General features: G+C 39.2%; 17 protein-coding genes and 1 tRNA gene. 6 read left to right on the top strand and 12 right to left on the bottom strand.

Features of this window, described 5'->3' with window-relative positions; translation table 11 throughout:
- Positions 1-258: 258 nt before the first annotated feature.
- A complete protein-coding gene (locus tag DPC56_RS07055; protein WP_112094375.1) occupies positions 259-564 on the top strand; it encodes a hypothetical protein in 306 nt (101 codons plus the stop codon).
- A 31-nt stretch (positions 565-595) separates the two neighbouring features.
- On the opposite strand, the gene DPC56_RS07050 is transcribed toward DPC56_RS07055, so the two are convergent.
- From DPC56_RS07050 to DPC56_RS07010, 8 genes are all read right to left on the bottom strand, one after another.
- Positions 596-2,011: a Mur ligase family protein gene (locus tag DPC56_RS07050; protein ID WP_112094411.1), complete on the bottom strand. Its 1,416-nt coding sequence runs from the start codon at positions 2,009-2,011 to the stop codon at positions 596-598.
- A 906-nt stretch (positions 2,012-2,917) separates the two neighbouring features.
- The gene (locus DPC56_RS07045; protein WP_245923959.1) at positions 2,918-3,982 is read right to left on the bottom strand and encodes a hypothetical protein; all 1,065 of its coding nucleotides are present in this window, start codon (positions 3,980-3,982) and stop codon (positions 2,918-2,920) included.
- Positions 3,983-5,377: 1,395 nt separating this feature from the next.
- Complete coding sequence (locus DPC56_RS08235) at positions 5,378-5,623, bottom strand: hypothetical protein (protein WP_181454417.1); 246 nt, start codon at positions 5,621-5,623, stop codon at positions 5,378-5,380.
- 847 nt (positions 5,624-6,470) lie between these two features.
- Positions 6,471-10,019, bottom strand: a complete 3,549-nt coding sequence (locus DPC56_RS07030; RefSeq protein WP_181454416.1) for a cobaltochelatase subunit CobN — start codon at positions 10,017-10,019, stop codon at positions 6,471-6,473.
- Between the two features lie 41 nt (positions 10,020-10,060).
- Positions 10,061-11,428 carry an ABC transporter ATP-binding protein gene (locus DPC56_RS07025; RefSeq protein WP_245923966.1) on the bottom strand — a complete coding sequence of 456 codons (1,368 nt, stop codon included), beginning with the start codon at positions 11,426-11,428 and terminating at the stop codon, positions 10,061-10,063.
- Positions 11,429-11,472: 44 nt separating this feature from the next.
- A complete protein-coding gene (locus DPC56_RS07020; RefSeq protein WP_112094369.1) occupies positions 11,473-12,222 on the bottom strand; it encodes an energy-coupling factor transporter transmembrane component T family protein in 750 nt (249 codons plus the stop codon).
- A gap of 18 nt (positions 12,223-12,240) precedes the next feature.
- Positions 12,241-12,792, bottom strand: coding sequence for an MptD family putative ECF transporter S component (locus DPC56_RS07015; protein WP_112094368.1), 552 nt, complete (start codon positions 12,790-12,792; stop codon positions 12,241-12,243).
- 19 nt (positions 12,793-12,811) lie between these two features.
- Entirely contained in the window at positions 12,812-14,596 is a 1,785-nt protein-coding gene (locus DPC56_RS07010) for a VWA domain-containing protein (RefSeq protein WP_112094367.1), read from the bottom strand.
- A gap of 179 nt (positions 14,597-14,775) precedes the next feature.
- Between DPC56_RS07010 and DPC56_RS07005 the strand changes: the two genes are divergently transcribed.
- On the top strand, positions 14,776-15,114 hold the full coding sequence (locus DPC56_RS07005; RefSeq protein ID WP_112094366.1) for a hypothetical protein: 339 nt from the start codon (positions 14,776-14,778) through the stop codon (positions 15,112-15,114).
- 3 nt (positions 15,115-15,117) lie between these two features.
- On the opposite strand, the gene DPC56_RS07000 is transcribed toward DPC56_RS07005, so the two are convergent.
- From DPC56_RS07000 to DPC56_RS06985, 3 genes are all read right to left on the bottom strand, one after another.
- Positions 15,118-15,450, bottom strand: coding sequence for a DUF3147 domain-containing protein (locus DPC56_RS07000; RefSeq protein WP_112094410.1), 333 nt, complete (start codon positions 15,448-15,450; stop codon positions 15,118-15,120).
- A gap of 77 nt (positions 15,451-15,527) precedes the next feature.
- A complete protein-coding gene (locus tag DPC56_RS06995; protein ID WP_112094409.1) occupies positions 15,528-16,607 on the bottom strand; it encodes a DUF763 domain-containing protein in 1,080 nt (359 codons plus the stop codon).
- A gap of 499 nt (positions 16,608-17,106) precedes the next feature.
- Complete coding sequence (locus DPC56_RS06985; RefSeq protein WP_112094364.1) at positions 17,107-17,280, bottom strand: carboxymuconolactone decarboxylase family protein; 174 nt, start codon at positions 17,278-17,280, stop codon at positions 17,107-17,109.
- Positions 17,281-17,521: 241 nt separating this feature from the next.
- Between DPC56_RS06985 and DPC56_RS06980 the strand changes: the two genes are divergently transcribed.
- A tRNA-Ala gene (locus tag DPC56_RS06980) sits at positions 17,522-17,593 on the top strand.
- A 316-nt stretch (positions 17,594-17,909) separates the two neighbouring features.
- On the opposite strand, the gene DPC56_RS08475 is transcribed toward DPC56_RS06980, so the two are convergent.
- The gene (locus DPC56_RS08475) at positions 17,910-18,032 is read right to left on the bottom strand and encodes a hypothetical protein (protein WP_281267926.1); all 123 of its coding nucleotides are present in this window, start codon (positions 18,030-18,032) and stop codon (positions 17,910-17,912) included.
- Positions 18,033-19,247: 1,215 nt separating this feature from the next.
- Here DPC56_RS08475 and DPC56_RS06970 point away from each other — a divergent pair.
- From DPC56_RS06970 to DPC56_RS06955, 3 genes are all read left to right on the top strand, one after another.
- Positions 19,248-20,153 (top strand): C39 family peptidase, encoded by a 906-nt coding sequence (locus DPC56_RS06970; protein ID WP_245923958.1) that lies wholly within the window; start codon positions 19,248-19,250, stop codon positions 20,151-20,153.
- A gap of 36 nt (positions 20,154-20,189) precedes the next feature.
- The gene (locus DPC56_RS06965) at positions 20,190-20,645 is read left to right on the top strand and encodes a hypothetical protein (protein WP_112094362.1); all 456 of its coding nucleotides are present in this window, start codon (positions 20,190-20,192) and stop codon (positions 20,643-20,645) included.
- Positions 20,646-21,913: 1,268 nt separating this feature from the next.
- On the top strand, positions 21,914-22,509 hold a 596-nt coding region (locus DPC56_RS06955; protein WP_281267925.1), incomplete at its 3' end, for a pseudomurein-binding repeat-containing protein.

Raw genomic sequence — 22,509 nt, 5'->3', positions numbered from 1 at the left:
TTTAAATTATAGGAGGTTGGATATGGATAAAATTTTCTGTTATTGTCATGTAAAAGATGATTTTGCCTCGCCTACTGGCACCCCATATGGAATGTGAGCATGCTAATATTCACTATTATAAATCGGAGAGATGTCCTTTATTCTCCAATTTTCTTGTTGGGGGAAGTGAAGATAGTTTTATATGTGATGTGGAATATAATAAATGATTGGAATCTATAACGGATTTTCCACCAATAATTAGCTGGGGGGGTGAAAAGTATGACAAAAATAGGAAACATATTATATGACGTTTTTGTGAAAAATCCACAAATGAAAGAAAAACTGAAAGAATTGGTCGATAAAGGATTAAAAGCCAAAGAACTGAATGTTAACATGAAATTACCATGTTATTTTCTGTTCCCGGATCCTACAAGCTTCGGATGTGAAGGATGCGACCTTAAATGTAATGGAGCTTCTACAGCGTCACTAAAATTGAAAGAACATTCATTTAAAGAAATAGTTGATAAAACACATTTTTATAAGCATTTAGAGATATTACTCCGCCCAACAATAAACCCACAATAAAAGTCTTTTTTTCAAGTTTAGAGGCCGCGGCCTAAATAAAGGTTGATTTAAATTTTGATTTTAATTTGTTCCAGAATAGGTGTTCTGGTCCGCAGCCACTGACCATGACAGATTCTGTAGATGACTCGTCTATGATTCCGAGGATTTCATCTATTTTCTTGTCCATCTCCTTATTTGAAATCGGATGGAAACTGGCGTCGAAATATTCTTTAATGGTCTTATAATAATTTCTCGCGGCAGAGGTTGATTCTCTCCCTGGGAAAACATGAATTTTCATAGGCTTTGCGGATTTGATAACCCTTAGGTGATCTTGGAATATTTCATCTTCCCCTTTGTCTGGGGTAGTATAGATAAGCGTCATCTCATCTGATGGATGGACCTGGAGATTGGCTTTTAGCGCGTCTCCATTGTCTCCCTGGCCTATCCCCACAGTCTTGTCACCTAATTTGAAAATTTCAAATCTTCCAGGTGGTAGGGTGAATTTTTCAAGTTCCTGGGCTGTTTTTATTATTGTTTCTTTTATATTTTCTGGATGGGGTGTGAATGTTATATAAGCTGTGGATGCGCAAAGGAAATTGTAGAGGTTGTGTATGCCGAAATTTGGAACTTCTAATTTGAATTTTGATGATATCCTTTTTTGGCTTGTATAATTGCATGTTTCACTACTAATTTCTATTTCCCATTTTTTGTCCTTTTTGGATAGTCTTGTTAATTTGACGTGTGGCTCTGGCCTTGAAAATCCACATTTGCACCTGTATATTCCCCGATGGTTCAAGTACCTTTTTGAATATTCTAGTTTTTCCTCGCATATTGGACAATGAACTGGTGCGCTTAGCGGTGTTTCATCCTCCAAGCCCACCTCAAGGCCATAATAGGCCACTTGGACGTCTTTTTCTTTTTCCATCCCAATGAAGGCTGTTCTTGGGTCATCGGCGTTACAAATTATAAAACCTTTTTTCATTGGAGCTGAAAGCAATCTCTTGGCCTTAAAATATTCTCTGAACGGGTTTTTTTCTCCAGCGACCATTGTATGTTCCCTTGAGATTGTTGTGTATATGACGCCTATTGGATCCACATATTTGCAGACTGTATCTGGCATGGAATATTTAGCTGTTCTTATACCATACTCGAATATTCCGAACTCGGCTTTTCCACCGAGTAATCCAGTTGCAACAGCATTTACTGTGTTGCTGTCGAAGTTGCATGAGACTGAAGAGTCTTTCTTTAAAAGCAAGCATAACATTTTTGTGGTTGTTGTTTTACCATTAGTCCCGGTTATGAGTATATTGCCAATTTTCGATCTTTTTGAAAGTTCCCTTAGACAATCAAAACCACCTATTCTAAGGAATAGGTAGCCTGGGAAACTCCTACCCATACCTCTTCCAAGCTTGACTATGAAACGAGCCAATCTCCCAGCTAAACTCGCTGTAGTGCATTTAAATTTCATTTCCACATCCCTTTCTCGTGTTTTTGAATCCCCACCCAAAAGCCGGTCTGTTGTTAACTTAGAAAAATGTGGGAGGGTGGATACTATTTCCATAGTATTCCTAGAATTGTATTATATGTGATCACCTTATTTCTTATATAACAATATGTTAACTTATATAGTTACATAAGATATTTTCTACAAATTCTAAAATCAAAAGCTATCACTCTAATCCGCACTCTCTTGGCATGAAATAGAATCTTCATTTTTTTGTTTTACAAGTTTTTCAAGTCGAAATTTCCCTTCAAACAAGGGGGTGATTCTCGTTTACAAGTCGAAATTTTGGTGTCTGCCTCATGGCTGGGATCCTATAATTTGAGGTTTAGTAATACTTGTTTTCAAATCGAAACCATGAACAAGATAATTGTAATAGAAATAATCTTCTTTTTTGACTTGTGATTAGAAGCAGGGTGAGTGTGCGCCTGTAAAAAACTGGGGACATATAAGGCGATGAAATAAGCCCCCTTGAAAATCTCCTAACCAGAAAAACCTTATGTTCATGCCAAAAATGGGTGATAACCCTCCAAAAGAATTTAAAGGAGATAATCATCTGCTAAATGGGATGTTACCCCCCCCAGAAGACTATAACATGAAAGGATTAGCCATAATTGCATATCTAGCCTTTGATTATGTGGGGGGCACTATGTTATTTCCCTTGGGCTAGTGATATTACTATCCCCTATTTTGAAATTTTTCAGATTTACACAAATTTGGGGGGGTCAAAAAAAGTATCATGGCTAACCAGATGCTCAAACTAATGATAGGTGATAATAAGGAATCCTATCATCATATGCCCACTCATCCCCCCGATATATCTAGTGGCTGTATGGGGGCAAATAGGGGATCATGTGAGATCCTGGGGTTTTTTTATCCACCCCACAAACTCCTTATCTTATCAAATATCTCCTGTATCTGTGAATCTGAAATGTTCCCGATAAATTTTGGGTTTGGGTCTTGTCCGGCCACTTGGTATGGGAATTCAAAAAACAGGGAGTAACCTGGCTCATAAGCGGCGGAGTGGAATAGGATCGCCCTATGACTCCTATCTTCCCTTAACCATTCTTCAACTGGTTTTTTATCCTTTTCATTCAGTACTCTAACCCCTATAATCTTGGCTCCAGTTTCACGCGCCTTGTCAACAACTTTATAGGCTTCCCCGGCATTGGCATCAACAACCACTAAATCCAAGTCAATCCCATATTTGCGTTCTAGGCTCGTGAAATACCTGTATGGGGTGTCACAATATTGGTCAGGGTAGGCTCGGGTGGTTGTTTGGACCACTATCTTCTCATCCACGCTGAAATATATTGGTTGGGCTCCGATAATCGCACCCTCCCCATCCTTTAAGGGTCTTATGGGGGCGCTGCCTAGGATAGTCCCAGGGCCTTTGTAGGGCATTATGTTGGATGTGAACCTGTCACAGGGCGCGTAACAATCTATACCATGCTCTGCTAGGTATGCTTCAGCCTTTGCCTTCCCAGGGTGATCACCACAACCAACAACCAAGGATGCATTTTCTTCAATTGCCGTGGGGACTAGTACATTCATCCCGTGCGTGTCTATCTCTTTCCATGTATTCTCATCAATTCTAATCGAATTTAAGCGGCCCAATTTACTCACATCAACTTCAAACACGAAATTTCCTTTATCATCAGGTGCAAAATAGCTTCCATTAATCTTCTTAACAGTTACATTTGTCGCTGGTATCACTGTGATATTGGCATATTTCATCAATTCACGTATCCTTGCACCTTCCATCCAAGGCACGACTTCGCTAGGATCACGGGGTCTATGATCTGGGGGGACATCCAAATTATAATTTGATGCCCTGTCTCTTATCACCCTATCTACTTGAGTGACCACCCTCTCCCTTGGGGAGACCTTAATATAGGAATCGCCAACCACTATATATGATGCATTAGAAGGGCTCACCTCAAAAGCACTAAAATTATATCCTTCTCCACTACTTGTGGCGTTAAAAAAAATGTAAATACCAACAATAAACATACTAACAATCAGTGCTAATATTATCCTTTTGTAACTCAACAAATTTGATACCCTCCTCATGATTCATGGATATGGATATAATATATTATCTTAAATATGTTTCCCTACATTTTAGAAAAGGAAATCTTACTGTGATCAAAAAAAGGTTGAATGCCATGATATATGAACTCACGCAGCCCAAAACCCCCCCATAATCTGCTAATATACCCCATTGTATTCAGGATTGGGATCCTTCATGTTCATAGAATTTCTTTTGGGCTACCCATAAATTTCTTGCTGATGAAAGGATAATGAACCAAGGGCCATGTGAAATTTATTATTGCATCAACCCGGCTTTCTCCAACAAAATTATAGACAAAAAGGATGATCCGCTTGGATAGTCAAGGGGATTTCAAAGAATTCCAAGACCCCCCCAAATGGTATTATAACCAAGATCCCTTTTTGTGCAATTTCGTGGAAAATTGGATAATCTTTTTTGTAGTTTTTTTAGCGCTTAGACAAAAAAATATGCCAGAAGTTGACTAGTCAAAACTTCCGGCCTCTCACATCTAAAGTCTCTAAGGGTTTTTCGTGATAATATCAGTTAACCTAAACCCAATCGGAAAAAAATTGCATCGAAAGTACAAGATTTACCTTATCCCCCTACTAAAGGCCTAAACTCATGAAAAAAGCTAACGGGGGGTTACCAGTAAAATATTTTTCGGATTCTTGTTAGGACCTTAGAACCTCCCTTTTTCCTGGGGTCCCATGAAACTTACATGACAACATTTCGTTCAACATCTTACATATAATCTAAAAGGCCAATAGAAGGCCTTTTGCTCATCCCCATTTTCATTCGTTTGCCGGGTGAAGATTTTGCATCTTATGTAACTTTCGTCATATGCATGCTAAGGTAAAGTGGACCTGTCATTTCCCCATTAGACATTCGTACATATGCAACAGGGTATGAGATAGGAAGGAAACACTAAGGGTGAATTATTATATGAGATCCCCCCTTTAAACCCATAAGAAAACTCCTTTGGGAGAGTCATCTCTCTACTTTTTGAACGTATTCTATCAACCTTCACATAAAATCTTATCTGATGGATCTCCAATGTCTTATCCACTAACATAGTGTGATCTTATCCATTTTTCAATTTTGTCAGATGGGAAATCGCCATAAATTGCATCAGGCACACTTATCCCAGCCGAATATACATCCGGTGGCTCATCACCCGAAAAAGAAGCCCCAGCCTCCAACTTTCTTTTCTGGCCAGTAGACAACGATGACGTTTACCTGCAGCTTGTATCCAGGTGCAACTTTGCTACCTTGTACTCCAGTTATCTACATAATCTCTTTCCGCCGTATAAAATAGTATTTTTTGTGTTATTATCGAAAGTGGGAGGAGCCCACAATTCTGAGGGTATGCTATCTCCAAATTTAGATCTAATTGATTCGGGCAGTTCAGGATCAAGTTTATTATGTTGAGGATTAGATGGGAGGTTCATAAATAAAATCTTCAAAATCAGGGAAAGATAGAGGACAGCAAATAATTTTTCCCTTGATTGGAATGTCTCTTGTATCATACTCTTTTGTCTTATTATATTCAAGTGCTAATGGTAATGTTTCATTTATGACATCATCTTGCGCCACTGGTCCGCTGAAAGAGGCGTATATATATACTGATAAGAACACAACTAATAACAATATCCAAGTTTTTTTTCATTTGCTCACCCCAAATTCAAAAAATTTATGTTTTTTATTTTTTTGTGTTTCTATTCGATCATAAAACTTAATTGGTGGTGGAATAATCATTCCTTGGATCTTATACCCACTAGGCTAATTTCTCTGATAGTTTTGATCAATAGCCCTTTAAATTTTAAGAGAATATAAGTGACTTTTTTGGACAGTGAGAGGATGCAAAGGTTCTTTCATTATTTTGGAGATCCTAACCCTTTGTAGAATTAAGAGTGTGTTTTTCGTGATTTTGTCCTAATTGCGGGGGTCAGAGACCTTGAGGGCGTTAAATTTTGTCGGAATTGTGGTGAAAAGTTGGAATCTAAGACTGAATGGTGTAAAACGGCCAAGATTTTAGTGACCGTCGCTTGTTGCCTTAGTATATTGTTGATGAGAGGAATCTGGGCATTAACCTTGCTAGGAGAGGTTTCAGGAATTAACGGAGAATTTCGCCAAATTATACATAAGATTTTTTTGTCCATTGCCAAGATCTAGACACTAAATTTGATTTTTAATGGACGATAAACCCATGCTTAGGTGAAGTGTACACACATGTATCTTTAGGCGGCTATTTTTGGGATAAACCTTCTTTTTAACATGGAGGGGGGAATATAATATCATCTCTTGTTGTTATCCGCAACTTCACACTGTAAGAGTGGAATAGTGGAATGTCACCCTGCTCGTAGGGAGGATGTTTTATTCTAGTTTGTATTCTATTGATATTAGCGTTTCCCTGATTTTTTGGATTTTTTCTTTTGAGGTTTTCCAGTATCCTCTTCTTTCGCTTTCGAGTAGTATTTCGCCAATTTCAATGGTGGCGAATGGATTGTTTTCTATGAGTTTTTTTCTCATTTTTGGATCGAGTATTAACTTGTCGGCTACGTTTTCATATATCCAGTTTTCAACTTTATTTGTGGTGGCTGAAAATCCTAGTAGATGTTCTATCCTGTCCCTGATATGTTTTGCACCGTGAAATTCATGTTTTAGCATGCCATTTAACCATCTGGGGTTAAGTATACGAGTTCTGGCAGCCCTTTCAATCGTCTTGTCAAGGTCTTCAATGTATAGTTCTTCCTCGGTCGAATCTATGACTTTTATGGTGGCTTCTTTGCCTTTACATGCTTTTACTGAACTTGAAAGTCCGCCGAGGAATTCATAGTAATGGTCAAGGTCTGTGACCTCATATTCAACATTGTCTCTCTCTTGGGTTACGAGGTCGACACGTGCCAAGTGTTTCTTTAGGATTTCATCCTCTCTCCTTATGCCATCTGGCAAGTATGCATAGGACATGCAATCTGTGTAGGCGTCTGATAGTTCTCCTTCTTCGTCCCAGGAGCTGTTTTCAATGAGCTGGGGGAGGTTAGTGGCATATTCTTTTGGTGAGGGTCCGAATACCCTTGCGAGGGATTTGTCTTCAAGATAATGTTTTCTTATGTAGTTCATTTCTTCTGGTTCGTTGAGTTCTGCTACTTGTTTGAATGCCCTGTTTAGTAGGTCTATCTGGGTGCCTAGTGTGTCCCTGAATATTCCGCAGATATTCACTAATACATCGATTCTGGGCCTTCCAAGTTCTTCTAATGGGATTACCTCGAATTTTTTGACCCATGGCCCGTATTTTCTTGTTAGGCGGAGTCCTAGAAGTTCTAGTATCATTGATATTGTGTCTCCGCCGGTTTTGAGGGTTTCGAATCCCCATAGGATTATTCCTATACTTTCGGGGTATTCTCCATGTTCTTTTAGGTGTTGTTTGATTAGGAGTTCTGCGGCTTTGCGCCCTCTGTTTTCTGATGCTACTGTTGGTATTTTCATTGGATCGAATGCAAACATACTATAACCTGTGGGGTATGTTTCCGGATCTTTTATGGGATCCCCGCCCCGGTTGGGTTTGATGTACTCGGCATTTAAGGCTTTTATGAGCGATTTGCTCTCTGATGAGAAGTTGATGGTATTAGAGAGTTTTTTCACCCATTCTATGTAATCTTTTGGCAGGTACTCTGGGATTTTGCCTTCTAGGATATTTTTCAGTGCTTTTTTGGCTTCTTTTTCCAACTTTTCTGGTGACGCTTTCTTGAATTTTTTGGATAGTATTTTGAGTATTGATGGATATTCCCTATCAAATCTTAAAACTCCTAAGAGATAATCTATTTTTTCTTTTAGGCTCCATTCTCTGTCCATATAATGTAGGCCTGATGGTATTAGGCGTTTTTTCATCCTTTGGAGTTCTTTTTCGATTTCGTTCAAGTCGGTGGGCATGTTTAATGTTTTGGCTTTTTCTTCTATGAGTTTGAGGGTTTCCTTTTCTTTATCTTCTTTGTATTGTTCTATGAGGTCTTCAAGTATTAGATATTCTCCGTATAGGTTTGATGGTCTCATTGGAGGTGATGCATGTGAAATGCAGAGTGCATAGGATCTTCTTTTTGCTATGGTCGACTCTGAGGTGTTACCCACCCAGTAATAGTATATGTTGGGTGTTGTGCCTATCAGTAGGTCTGGGTAGCATGAACTTGAAAGGCCTATTTCTTTGCCTGGGGTGAATTCCAGTGTTCCGTGCATTCCAAAATGTATTAGGGCATCTACTTTAAGAATATCTTCAAGATAGTGGTAAAATGCTAGATATTGATGGTGTGGAGGCAAGTCCTTGCTATGGTAATTTTCTGGGTCCTCATGGACTCCCCTTGAAGGTTGCACACAAAGATATATTCTTCCAAGGTCGAGTATGGGTAATGTTATCCCTTCTTGGTCTGTCATTATATTCCCTGGGGGTTCGCCCCAGTATTCTATTATATTCTCTTGGATTTTTTCTGGGAGTTTGTTGAACCAGCTGGTATATTCTTCTATGTTGAGATGATGACCTGACCTTTCGAGGTATCTTGGAGTGTTCATGATACCATTTTCTAATAGAAGATCTTTAAGGTTTTTTTCTGGTATCTTGACTTTGTATCCGTGTTTTTTGAGTTTTTTGAGGAACCTTTCAAGGCTTTTGAAGACGTCGAGGTATCCTGCATTCCCGAGATTGCCCTCCCCTGGAGGATAATTATAGATGATTATGGCGATCTTTTTTTCATGATTCTCTTTATTTTTGAGTTTTAACCAGTTAAGGATTCTTTTGGAGAATTTTTCCATCCTTTCAGGGACTACTTCAACTATTCTGACTTCTCCAAGGTCCTTGTCATCTTTTGTCCGCATAGCTGCCGTGAAAAATGGTTCAATCCCACCATCTAATTCTGGTAAAATCACAGCTAATATTACTTCCATCGGTTTAAGACTTTCGTCGCTGGTCTCCCATTCATCAAGATCTGTCTCATAACCCCTCAAGCATATAAGATAAGGGGCATTGATTTCTTCCAGTAATTGGTAGGTAATTTTGGGGTCGCCTCCATATGGGCCGCCGTGGAGTTGGAAGTATTGTAGGTTTATGAAGAGGTCGATGTCCATCATGTATTCTCTGAGGGCTTTTATGTTGTGTTCGATGCCGTCTGAGAAGACCATTATACAATTTACTTTATCATAGAGGTTTTCGTAGAGTGATTCTACGAGTGGTCTTGTGTCATCAAAGTGCATTCCACTATAGAATAGTATGCCAACCGTGTCTAGTTCCGGGTTGAAACCAGAGGCGGCCTTATATTCTTCTAAGTCTTTGTAGATTCCTTTGTATGGGTGGTAGAGTCCATATTTGGGCATTTTTTCTGGTTTAGGTATCTTTCCTATCTTTGTGTTGCAGTATTCTCTTAGTATGTAGAGTAGCATGTTTTTGAGGTTTTCAGGGTCGCCTTGTTTATAATATTCTAGGATTCTGAGCCATCTTTTAAGGTCTTCTTTGATTTCCTCTGAGCCATGGATTTCTATTATATTTTTAAGTTCGTCTTCTCTTATGAGTGGGTCTATATTGGCTCCTTTTTTCTGGAATTCTTTGATGAGTTCTTTCAAGTTTAGTTTTCCCATTCTTGTGAGGCTGAGTATCCTTTGGCTTCCCCAGACTAGTGAGATGACTGTCTTTTTTTCACCGGCTAATAGGTGGGGTAGTTCTCTGCCTAGGCGTTCATCACCCCTTATATCAACTAGTATAACATCAGATTCCATGATATCCTTTTTTATATCATCTAGGGGCACTTTTGGGTCCTCATACTTGTCAAGGTATATTTTCTTGATTTTTAGGATGTCCCCATACTTGTCCTTTATCTTGTTCAAGGCGTCCTTGAGGGATATTGTATTATTTATTGTGGTGATTGCCAATATTTTATTCAAAATAAAAGACCTCCCTACCATTTTTTTTGTTTTTCTGCAAATTAATTGAATATGGAATTTATATCAGCTGATATTTGGCGTCCATTTTTAAGCATTAGGACATTGTCAACGACCATTTCGAGAAATTCAAGATCATGTGATATTATTATCAGGGACAAACTCATCCTTTTAAGTTTCTTTATCCAATTTACAAGCCGTTTCATGTTCTCCAAGTCCATTCCAGTTGTTGGTTCATCCATTATGAGAAGATTAGGCTTTCTTACGAGAAACACTGATATTAGTGTTCTCTGTTTTTCCCCGCCGCTGAGTGAATGAGGGTGCCTTTTCATCAGATGCTGGAGATTCATACTCCTTATAACCATAATTGGGGGCTTTTCATTTTCCAGTCCAAAGGTAAGCTCCCTCTCCACGGTATCCATGAAGAGTTGATGATCAGGATCTTGCATCACCATACCTACACTACCCTTCAGTTCAATTTTTCCTTTGTCAGGTTTTAGGAGTCCTGTGATCAATTTTGCAAGTGTAGTTTTTCCCGAACCGTTAGATCCAACGATCCCAAGAACTTCACCTTCACCAAGTTCAAAGTTAACATCTTCAACTGAAAAACCATCCCCATAACTGTACGATACATTAGAAACCTTCAAAAGTGATTTCCAACCCATTTTTTGCGAATAATTCAAATTGTAAACCCTTTCAGGACGCCTTAAACCATATCTATCCCTGAAATCAGGATCTAAGAGTTTTTCACTGTCTGTATCTTCAACTATCATCCCACTATCCATTACAATAACCCTTTCAAAAATTTCAGGGACCCTATAAGTGCGGTGATCAATAAGTATCAATGTTTTATCCCTCAGATTCCAAAGTATATTAAAGAAGTCATCAGTAGCTTTAGGATCTAGATTTGATGTGGGTTCATCCATCACAATCACTTCAGGCGACATTGCAAGCTGTGAAGCCAATGCAACCTTCTGTTTCTCACCCTCTGAAAGGTTAAAAACGCTCTCATATCTCTTATCCTCGAGGCCGACCAGCTGGAGCGCCTTTTCAACCCTTTTATCGATTTCATCGAGGCCGAGATTTTCCGCTCCAAGTGAAACTTCCTGGTCTACAGTGAGGGTGAAAAATTGTGATTCAGGGTTTTGGAACACATATCCAACGTCTGTGGCAAGTTTCCTAACAGTTACATTCCTGGTATTCTTTCCATTTACGATGACGTTACCTTCAAGGTTTCCCTTGATTATGTGTGGTATTATTCCTATGATTGCTCTTGCAATCGTTGATTTTCCACTTCCACTTTTACCTGTTATGAAAAGAGATTCACCTTTTTTAACCTGGAATGTGACTTCTTTTAGGGCATTTTCTTTTTGATTTGGGTAAGTGTAGCTTACATCATCAAATGACACCATGTCCAATTTATCACAACCACATATTCTTTGGTTTATCTTTGGAATCAGGGGGTCATGTAGGTGTATTCGATTATCTTTAGGGTAGTGAAAAATCCTAGGAGGATAAATACAAATATAAAATCCCTGTACTCAAATTGAAGACTTTCTACCGGTTTTTTACCGGGATCGAAGCCCTTGGATTCTGCTGCGATCGCAACCTCGTCTGATATCTTCACAACTCGTATTATAAGGGGTATTATAAGGCCCCTGTAAAGGAGTGATGGTTTTTTTAGGATTTCAATCTTTGGAAGATTAACTCTCAGTTTAAGGGAGTCCCATATGGCGGCGGTTTCAAATGCTAGTGTAGGTATATATCTGAGGGCTACTGTGAGTGTGAATATGATTTCTCCAGGGATCTTAAGGGATTCAAGTGATTTTGCAAGTTTTATTGGTGATGTGGTGAATGCAAAGAAGAGTCCTGCTGCAGAGATTATGAAGAATCTTGCAAAAAATTGGCTTAAAAATCCTAGAGCATATTCAAGGTTTCTGTAAATGGCTATTATTATGACAATTGATAGAAACCAGAAGAACACGATGAACGATAAAAATGGGCTGGCTGCTCTTAGCGTCCCTGAATATGATATGAGAATGAGGAATACGATCCCCATTAGGATAAGAAGCCAGATATTAGATATTATCACAGATAAGATGGTGGCTCCGATTATCACTAAGATCTTTGCGATGGGACTGATATCTTCAAAGATTCCCCCTTTACTTGTCCATATGAACGGAGAAAATATCTTGTTGAAATCCAAAGGATTAAACCCCCACTATTATTCCATCGCACCCGCCTTTCTGAGTTCGATTATAATCCCATAACCTACAAGAGCTCCTAGAATCCCAAGGATTGCCACGACAACCGCTGAAACTATTATAAGTGCCGGTGCCAGCATAAACTTTGAGAAGCCGAATATAAACGGTACAGTTAAAATCACCACGGTCTCAATAAATTTTGCAACACCAATGCCCGTGACCAGTGAATTCCTTGAAGAATATGCCCCATAAAAAGCTCCTACTGTAATATCACCAGCCAGACCTCCAAGAAAAGTTGCTGGTAAAAGTGGTAAGAATGCGGGCATTATGAAACCACATATTATCCCATTCACGAGGCCTATTATGGTGAATGTTCCTATTTTCCCAACCTTTGCAAGACCAATACTTATTACTATACAAACGAAAAAGGCTGATGCAATTGATTTGAATGCATCGATTGGGGTTAAGGCTGACACGCCAAGAATTGTGATTGTTTGCACAATATACATGATTGCTATTATAAGACCTATAAAGGCAAGATCTCTTGTTGTGAAACTTTTGAATTTGATCATCTTCAACCTCCCCAAAAATTTAGATTAATATATCGTCAAGATAGAATATCGGAGCATTGAACTTGTTCGCGATTTCTTCAAGGACTCCTATATTGCGTCCTTTAGGCTCCGCATCCACGAATATTAGGTTTAGTTTTTTGAGTTCTGGGTAGAGTATTTTAAGGTCTTCTTCGAGGTTAGATTTTATGAAGATGTTGCAGCGGCCATCAGATATGACTATGATTGTGGGGGCTAGTTCCTTGTATTGGGATGCTAGTTTAGCTGCTTCCATAAGAGCTGGGGTTAATGGTGTTTTACCCCCGATTTGCAAGTTTTCAAGGGCTTCGTTGACCTTTGTAAGGTCTGTTGTGGGTTCGCTTATTATCTGGGCTTCATCGCCTTTGAATGATATGAGGCCGACTTTGTTCTTTTTTTCATAGGATTCTTTGAGTAGTAGCCATGCGATGGTTTTGGCGAATTTTATTTTTTTGTCGAGTTTCATGGAGGATGATGAGTCTAGTAGTATGAGGTATAGTGCTTTTGCTTTGCTTATTCTCACTTTTTCCATTAGGTGTTCTGGTAGTGTTTCCATGGGATTTTCTGGGTTTTCTCTTATGGCTTTTTTTATTGTTGCGTCGATGGCGATACTATCTGGGTTTGTGGTTTCCTTGGCTTTGATGTATTTGCCCCTTTTTCCTGTGATGTTGGCGGAGTTTTTGCCTTGTATGGTGCCTGTGAATTCAGCTATTTTCACATCTTTTTTGAGTCTTCTCTTTTTATCTATTTCGAAGTCGTCTTCTGGTTCCTCTATTAGTTCTTCGATTAGTTCTTCGTCGATTTCTTGTTCTTTTTCGAATGGTAATTGTTTTATTCTATGTTTTAGTGCGAGTAGCGCGGCTTCTTTCACATCTTCTTCTTTCACTTTTTTTCTTTGGTTGAATGCTGCTATTGCCGTGGCGGCTTTTGCTGTTATAATATCTGCTCGATGTGTCCTGATACCTAGGGCTGCTGATATTTTCACTATAAGCTCGAGAAGATCCTCTGAAATTTCAACTTCATCTAGGAGGTTTTTCGCGTTTAATATCATCTTTTGTAATCTTTTCTGTTTTTTTCGGAACTTTTCCTGGAATTTTATTGGGTTTTCATCGAATTTCATCCTATATTTTATTATTCTGAGTCTTTGCTGGGGGTCTGTTAAGGCTTTAATTTCTACGCAGAGTCCGAATCTGTCAAGTATTTGGGGCCTTAGGTCTCCTTCTTCTGGGTTCATTGTACCAACTAGTATAAATTTGGATGGATGGGATACTGAGACTCCTTCTCTTTCGATGATGTTAACTCCCATTGCAGCTGCATCAAGCAGAACATTGACAACATGATCATCTAGGAGGTTCACTTCGTCGATGTAGAGTATGTTACCATTTGCACGGGCGAGTATACCAGGTTCGAGGGCTTTAATGCCTTCACGCAATGCCTTTTTAATGTCAAGTGACCCTACTACCATGTCTTCTGTGGCAGAGACTGGGAGTTCCACTATTGACATTTTCCTTTTTATGGTGGGTAGTCTGCCCTTCTGTTCAAGGGTCTTTTTACATTCTTGGCAGAGAAGATGGGTTTCATTTGGGTTGCAGTTGAATGTGCAACCGTCAACCACTTCTCTTGCTGGTAGTAGTTCTGCGAATGCTCTTACGGCGGTGGATTTCCCAGTGCCTTTATCTCCTTTTATGAGCACTCCACCTATGGTGGGGTCGATGGCATTTAATATGAGGGCTTTTTTAAGATGTTCTTGTCCTATGATTGCCGTGAATGGAAACACTGAAAATTTCAAATTGGATCACCATTAAAAGATTATAATGGAAGGGGTATATAAACACACAATAAAGTATTAACAGTTTAAATATGGAAGAAAAAATAGTAATACGGAGTGTGTGGTTTTCATAAAAAATCCTATTTTAACCACTACAAATATTAAGATCCCCCTCTATAAACAATGGGGGGGTAAAACACATGAATATACTAAAGGCTTTGAAGAAGGCTATAGGTGATGGCGAACCTTTCATAGACTTCCTAGATGCATGTAAAATGGTGGAAATTCCACTAAGAACCACTATAATATATCCTGGAAGCTGCGGGGGCTTCGTGAACATAGAATACTACAAAGGACTTGACATTCTCATCATAGACCCTACAAGGCACTGGGGCGAAGAAAAAATAATCATAAACGCTTCAAAAACAGAAAAAGCGCGACTATACCAGCCTAAAAATGGTAATATAATCAGGATGGACACCCTAACCAAGAATATCATGAAAGAATTCTTCGAACTCCTAGAAGTGGGAGGAGTATAGATCCTAAAATCCAAAGACTATCAAACCAGCAAAGACAAGATACAAGACCACCCCCGAGGCCAAAGCCGGCCAGAAACCATGCCTGGGAGCTATATAGACAAGACAAATAAGATATAAGATCCATGCTGGTGTGAGAAGAAGCAAACCCCTAATATATGAGAGTACGGGGCGAATACCAGTCTCCAGATAGATCATGGACAATGTAAGGACAGTTACAGAAGGAAACATGGCAATAAAAGCCGCAAGGACGCCTTTATTTTCACTCCCGAAATATGTGGTTAAACTTACAACAATTCCGCCGAGGATAAAATAAAAAAGCAACTTTATTGATTCCAATGATTTCACCCAAGACTTATATTGACTTTCTCCTTTTACATAAATTTTTCCTTTCACAAAAAAAGAGATTCCCCTTTTTATCCTTGTTTCCCTGGGATGAAAGCTTTAAGTGATTTAAGCGCCTTTAACTTATCTTCTCTTCCCAGCTTAGAATCATTGATGGCATCTTCAAGAAACTGGATTGTATTATCATATACCTTTTTTTCTACTGGATAAGGATGCCCGTCTTTTCCACCATGAGCATAAGTATATTTTACAGGATCCTCCCAACTTGGAGGTTCACCATAAACTAGATCTGAAATGAGCGCCAAAGCCCTTATCTTCTTAGGACCCATACCTTTAACCAGGAGTAGTTCCTCATAGCTTCTTGGTTGTAGTTCATAAGCTCGCTGGAACACTTCCAAATCCCTCTCTGAAAACTTTATTTCATGATGTGATGGCATCTCAAGTATACTATAATTATAAAGTGTTCTTTGACCTGTATATTCTTGTAAGCGCCCTTCACATACAATATCTAAGCTGATGTTCCTGGCACTTCTACTTTTAGCTGAGGTCATGTTCAAGACCTTCTTTTCTCGGCTAGGACTTGCAATACCAGTATGTGGCTCTTCAATAAAATCTTCCAAGTTTTGGTTTGACCAGTGGTAGCGGCGTGCATATCCACTATTATTGTTAAGTCCCTGTTGGATTACTGTCCATTCCCCATTTTCATCTACTATGAATGTATGATGATATAACTGGTATGAATCTTGTATACATGAATTATCGACCTTGGCCACCAATCGACTTGCACGAATCAAATCCTGGGATTCGATGTCGAAGAATCTTCCAGCATACTCTAGTTCTATTGGTGTTTTCCTTGAAGCTTTGCCTTTCCCACCAGCTACAAATATTCCATGCTCTTCTGGCCTGACAGCACTTTTCAAGGCTGCGCAGGTCGTTGTCGTGGCCCCGGAGGAGTGCCAATCAAAGCCGAGTATGCAAGAAAATGATTGGAACCAGAATGGGTCGGAAAGTCTCATTAAAAATTCGCGACTACCATGTTCCTCTATTATGATAGAGGTTATGGCATTGGCAAGTTTCACCATCCGGTTAAATAGCCACCTTGGAACATGACCACCATGAAGTGGCAAGTTAGCATGACCTGTTCTCCTCATAACACAAACTCTTTTTATTATCATATGTTATATATTATTATTTCCTTCTTTTATAGAGGAAGCATTAAAGTGTTCCTAGCTGGGAAAGGGGAGCTGGACACTATCAGCCTATGATGGGGGCCTGTGCCAAGACCATACTTGTCAATCTAGACGATCTAGGCGTGGAGGGGGATCCGACACCTACTCCCAGTCCCCCTTTATTAACGGGTTTCACATTTTCAAGGCCTACGCTGTATTCTAGCTTTTCGCGATCTGAGCACTTCAAATTAGACTTGCCCCATATGAACAAAGAATTATAGGTCTATAGAGCATCCCCCAAGCTTACAGTGTACTCGATTGGCTGGCCATTTTACTGAAAACCCTTAGATTCTTTCACTATTTTATGTGGTTAGGCATGGAGCGGTTATTAGCTGGTTTGTTGCAGAATTGTGGAGGTTGGAGAGGACTGCAAATATTGTGAGCATTTTTTACTGGGGACCTTTCTGTGACGAAATGACCCCTACAATGGGGAGTTCAAGGCATGTTGCTCTTTTAATATCACTGTGTTGAAGGCCGAGCCTGCGCAGGACGCGGCGACAGCCACTGCTTCAACAAGTTCTTCGCGGGTTATCCCTGCTCTCATCGCCCTTTGCGCGTGCTTTAATGTGCAAGGTTTGCTATCGCCACTGGACATGCGATATCAACATCTTCTACCCTTCTTCCCTGCAGCCATGATAGCTTCTTCATAATTTAATGCCTTCTCTAATTTCATGGTTTGTATTCGAATTTCCTTCATGTCTTCCATTCAAACTTAAAGTTTAAGTAAAAGATTAAGTAGGAAAAATATATAGGAAACTTGGCAAGTATTCTTAGAAATTAAACCATCCCATAGAAGAGGTACCCTGAGTAGTGACCATGGAAAAATTAAAATGGGGGGGCCTGTAGCTCAGTGGTAGAGCGCCGCCCTCGCAAGGCGGAGGCCTCGGGTTCAAATCCCGACAGGTCCACTTTAATCTATGTCCAAAGAAAGCCTCAAGCATTAGAAGCCAATTCCCTCCAAACCTTAAGATTTTCCAATGAAACTGCACTATTAAAAATATGGCATGATCTTAGGCCAAAAGAACATAATCTGGAAAAATTAACTGCCATTTTTTCCTCGTATATCCCACCCAAACCTTGTTGCTCTCAAATTCCCATTAAATGGCAACTACTTCTTCATCGAGCGAAACCATAAACAATTCCTGCTATCAAGGAATCCCCCTTAAAAAAATTCTACCCCCTCCAAAAGAAAGTTAGAGGATTCTATACATTTCAATTTCCATTTTAGATAGGAAATTCTTCTGCAGAATTTTTAATCATATCTTTATCCACATTTAAAACAACATAAAGATTTTTAAAATATTCATTTTCTGTTAATCGCCCAGCACCCCCTATTGGACTATCCATTATAGTGAGTAGGATGATTTTTTGCTTTGTGGATGAATCTGAATATGATAAAAAAATCTTGTGGTTTATTTTGCATTTTAGTTAGCTCCGTGAGCTAACATCAAAAATTAAAATTTTCAGAAAATGATTTAGAGAAGATGAAAAGATTGTCGGAGAATGTGAATTGTCTGAATAAGAGACATAATTCTTATTTCATTTTTGTTCAAGTCATAAAATTTCGTAGGCCCCTCTATCAACTTTTTCTGATCTTACCATCAAGGACTTTTAAACTTTTTGCCTTGACAGTCGAATCGTGGAATTCAAATAAAGGGTTTGTTCTTACTTTGGTCAAAGTGTATTGTCATATGCTAAGAGAGGCTATATCTCCCTGGTTTTACATGATTCTAATTTAGGTATGGTATGACCTCTAAAATCAGATATGCCCATTAGAAGGGGGTGACGATTGGCTGCTTTAGCGTTTTTCACGAATTATCCCCATTATTTAGACTTTTACGTGTTATTGTGAAGTTTTCAAGCTTTTCGAGCAAGTTCTCTAAACCTTCGGGTTCGAAGAATTTCTCGGATTTCATGCTAATTAAGTTTTGGGGTCTTTAATTTGAATAGATAAGATGAGATGATTGGGTCAACAAAAAAGGGGGTTAGTGGATGGAAACATAAAAAAAACTTAACCATATTTCGGCAAGATCTCCATCCCAAAAAATTGGAAGTATCCTAGATGATCAGAATAATGTTCGTTATAGGTTTTGAACAAACCAAAAAAAAGGGGCGCCCACTTAAACAAGAAAATGAAAAATAGGAAGAAGCCAAAGACAGGAAAAGAGGGTGATTTAAATATGAGATAAAATGCTAATTATATTTTTCCTCCATCTTGGTTTTCACAAAGTCGCCTAAACTCAAAAACAGAAGTACCAATAGAGGTTGTCTGCATTGAAAAGATAAATTAACATCCATACATGCACTGAGCGTCCAACATCCCCCCTTACTTAAATACAGCATCATGCAAATGGATTCTTTAATAGTGTTAAGCATCCATAATTCATTGAAAACTCCTGTTCCCCCTCCATCTTTCCTTATTTGCTACTGATCACCTCAGAGGTGAGCTGAGTGATGTTTAAAGGCCTCCTTTTATGTGATTAATACATTAAAAGTGAACCGTAATATATATATGAGTTTTTTTATAGATTTATTATCAACCTGATAGGTGGTGAATAGTGGATGAGAAAGTCGTGTCTTTGGGGTTTGCTGATCCTCTTAACACTCGCAGTATCTTTTAACGCTGCTGCGGCCGCACAAACCCCACGGGATAACAGCAGTAACTCCACGAATCCCATGGACTTATCCACAGCAGATAACTTGGAAGAGAACTTCACGGATCCAGCAGAGTTCACTATAGACGATAACATCACAGCAGATACCACCGGCGTGGTCCTGCAGACCAGGAACTACACTTGCGGACCGGCAGCACTCGCCACCCTCCTCAGAAAACTCGGAATAAACACAACCGAAGATGAACTAGCAGCACTCGCCAGGACCACAGAAGAAGGTACAACAATGCAGGGCCTCCTAGAGGCGGCAAAGGCCAAGGGCGTTAACATGACAGGCATGAAACTAAACATCACAGAACTCCACGAGAACATGATCGCCTATACAATGAGTGATGGTGTGGGACACTACACCCTCATCAGGGAAGTCAACAATGAAACCGTTAAACTAGCAGACCCCACCATGGGAAACATAGAAATGTCACTGGAAGAATTCCAGGAAATCTACACAGGATACGCCCTCATAATCAAGAGCAGTGATAACACAGAAGCAATGGAAAACAGAACGGCATCAGACAACCAGACAGAACATGAAATGAATTCAATGAATATCTCAACAGATCAGCCAATACAAGGCACAGACTCAGCTAAAATCCTCAGCACAGAGGAAATGCAAAAGATTAGAGGCAAGTTGTGGTGGCTTCCTATTACATTATATGGTTTGGGTAATATAATAGTCACTGTCAGGGATAAGTATGTGCCGCGAAAGTACTGGAAATACTGTGCATATCACCCGCCAAATAAAAGAGTGAAAGCATACTTGGGGCGTGATCACTGTATACATTATGTAGAATACTAACCATCCAACCAATTATTTTAAAAGAGGAGAAAAATCATGAAAGATAAAATGTTTATATTAACGTTGCTGGCGGTTTTTGCCATAAGTGCGGCTGTAGTTTTATCAGGGTGGATGCAGGGGGATGAGCTGGCCCCATTCTTCTATATTGTCTCAGGAAACGCTATTAATTCAGCAGCTTATATCCTCATTTTAGATGTCATGGTTATACTGTACATGACCGGTTTGAATAGGGTTATCAAAGGTCTTGGTGGATGCTATGATCATTGCCTTACCAGGACACTACTGATCAGCGCGCTGTTCACACTGGGATTCAACCTCATAGGTTTAACAAATGCCATCCTCACAAAAACACCCATCAACAAAAATGTTGTGGGGGCCACATGCGTCGCGCTTACAGTAACCGCCGTCGCATATATCGTCTTTACAGTGCTAACCATCAAAAGACCAGTAACTGATCCAAAGACTGAGAAAAGCCATCAAAAGCATTATTAAAATACAGCGAACAAAAAACAAAATGGAAGCCCAGATCTTAAACATCTAAGATGAATAAACATGGATGTTACAACAAAACCGCGGAGAACACAGCGAATAGAACCCTCAGCACAGAGGAAATGCAAAAGATCATTGGTAAAAACTGGAAGTACCGGTTGAAGAAGAAGGGTAAATGGCATGGTAAGGAGTTTATCCAGTGGGTAAGTTTTTTGGTTTATTAGGGACAGCTTACTTAGGTACTATAGGAACAGCGCATGTTAATGAGGGATGGTGGACATATACCTAATTATTATTTTAATTTTAGGGAGTGGAAGAAGTATGTTTGAGATAAGTGAAAAAAATGAAAAAAGAATAACATTACTTTTGTGCGTGGTATTTTTTGGCATTTTTTTATACATAGAATTTAATTTTTTCCAATATTTAGAGTTAAGATTGTTAATGTTCATGTTAATGATACTAACTTTCTATGGATACATCAGACTTCAAAGTATTTATAATAGTCCTGGAAGAAGATTAAAACTCTTGTTTTACACAATATTTTTGGCTTTATTTTTTTATATAGTAGTATTAACCCAACAGCCATTATCACTAAGAACTATTATGACTGTAGTGGCTATAGCGGCGTTAATTTTACTTACATTTGATCAACAAAGAAGGAAATAAACTTTTGACATATATAAACTTAATTTGGCATAAAGTTGGAAAATATGTAATTGGCGGCACTTTAGTTGGGGTTGTATAATAGGTTTGTTTCTGATGCTTGCATGGTTGCCTGGTGGTTGGGCTACACACTTGAAGAGGCATATTAGCAATTTGGAGTGGTTGTGCCTATTTATAGGAATGATACCTCATAACATCAAAACTTTGATTTTTTTAGATATGAAAAATTATTTCACTTTTTCAACCTGCTGGGCTTTGGTGTTATAGCTTTAGGAGTATTTAATGATCTGGAAGCTATTTAGGTTGGAATCCTTGGGGTGAGCTGTTTCTGGAGTCGGTATTACAGTTACAGGGGCTGCAGGTAAAAAAATGGAACAACAACGTACAGATTAGCAGAGGCAATTATGTTAAGGAACACCAGAAAAAAATGAAGGGAGAACATGATCATGCAACATTACAAATAAAACAACCCCCAAAATCCTCATATTTATATTTTTCGTCCCTAAAAGAGATAGTAATCTTTTTATACTATAATGTGTTATCATATTATGGTGGTGGCTGTGAGGAGGTTGTTGTTTTTTCTGGCAATCCTCTCTTGTTTCTGTCTTTTGGGCAGTTCTTCAGCTGTGAGTTTATCCTATAATGAGATTTGTGACGCTTCAAAGCTGATCGGAAACTACACCGCACAACATGAAAAAATACCATCACAGGTTGCGATTAACGGTAAGAATGTGTCGGCAGACGACTACCTCTACGCCTCATCCACAACCATCATAAACCTCGATCAGGCTAGGAGAGTTGGCTTGTCATTCAATAGTATGGCCTCCCCGCCCAGTCCAAGTGGAACAGGAACAGGAACACTCCAAAAAGCAGGATACCTGCAGGTGGCAAAGAATGTTAAGGCTTTCATGGAATCCTATGGGAGGTCGCCGAATTATGCCAGCACAGCCATCGGACAAGTCCGCCCAGAAAGCCTAATATATGCCAATGCAAGGATAATAAACTTCTACAACAGCACAGGAAGACTACCAAACTATGTAACAGTAGAATATGTTACAGGTAAGGGTGGAATTATAGTAAGGCCAAGGGCAGACTACACCTACACAATACAAGGCTATAATGTCCAATTCCAGGATAAAAGTACAGGGACAATACAATACTACAAATGGGACTTCGGAGACCAAAGCACAAGCACCCAGAAGAA

It is taken from the genome of Methanothermobacter tenebrarum, assembly GCF_003264935.1.
Classification (GTDB): Archaea; Methanobacteriota; Methanobacteria; order Methanobacteriales; family DSM-23052; genus Methanothermobacter_A; species Methanothermobacter_A tenebrarum_A.
The sequence above is the reverse complement of the archived record's forward strand: the minus strand, read 5'-3'. Positions and strand labels throughout refer to the sequence as shown.

Excerpts from the sequence above, each read along its gene's own strand:
- DPC56_RS07005 (WP_112094366.1), top strand. The coding sequence starts at position 14,776 with ATGAATATACTAAAGGCTTTGAAGAAGGCTATAGGTGATGGCGAACCT.
- DPC56_RS06995 (WP_112094409.1), bottom strand. The coding sequence starts at position 16,607 with ATGAGGAGAACAGGTCATGCTAACTTGCCACTTCATGGTGGTCATGTT.
- DPC56_RS06965 (WP_112094362.1), top strand. The coding sequence starts at position 20,190 with ATGAAAGATAAAATGTTTATATTAACGTTGCTGGCGGTTTTTGCCATA.
- DPC56_RS07025 (WP_245923966.1), bottom strand. The coding sequence starts at position 11,428 with ATGGTGTCATTTGATGATGTAAGCTACACTTACCCAAATCAAAAAGAA.
- DPC56_RS08235 (WP_181454417.1), bottom strand. The coding sequence starts at position 5,623 with ATGATACAAGAGACATTCCAATCAAGGGAAAAATTATTTGCTGTCCTC.
- DPC56_RS06985 (WP_112094364.1), bottom strand. The coding sequence starts at position 17,280 with ATGTCCAGTGGCGATAGCAAACCTTGCACATTAAAGCACGCGCAAAGG.
- DPC56_RS07015 (WP_112094368.1), bottom strand. The coding sequence starts at position 12,792 with ATGATCAAATTCAAAAGTTTCACAACAAGAGATCTTGCCTTTATAGGT.
- DPC56_RS07050 (WP_112094411.1), bottom strand. The coding sequence starts at position 2,011 with ATGAAATTTAAATGCACTACAGCGAGTTTAGCTGGGAGATTGGCTCGT.
- DPC56_RS07055 (WP_112094375.1), top strand. The coding sequence starts at position 259 with ATGACAAAAATAGGAAACATATTATATGACGTTTTTGTGAAAAATCCA.
- DPC56_RS06970 (WP_245923958.1), top strand. The coding sequence starts at position 19,248 with ATGAGAAAGTCGTGTCTTTGGGGTTTGCTGATCCTCTTAACACTCGCA.
- DPC56_RS08475 (WP_281267926.1), bottom strand. The coding sequence starts at position 18,032 with ATGGATAGTCCAATAGGGGGTGCTGGGCGATTAACAGAAAATGAATAT.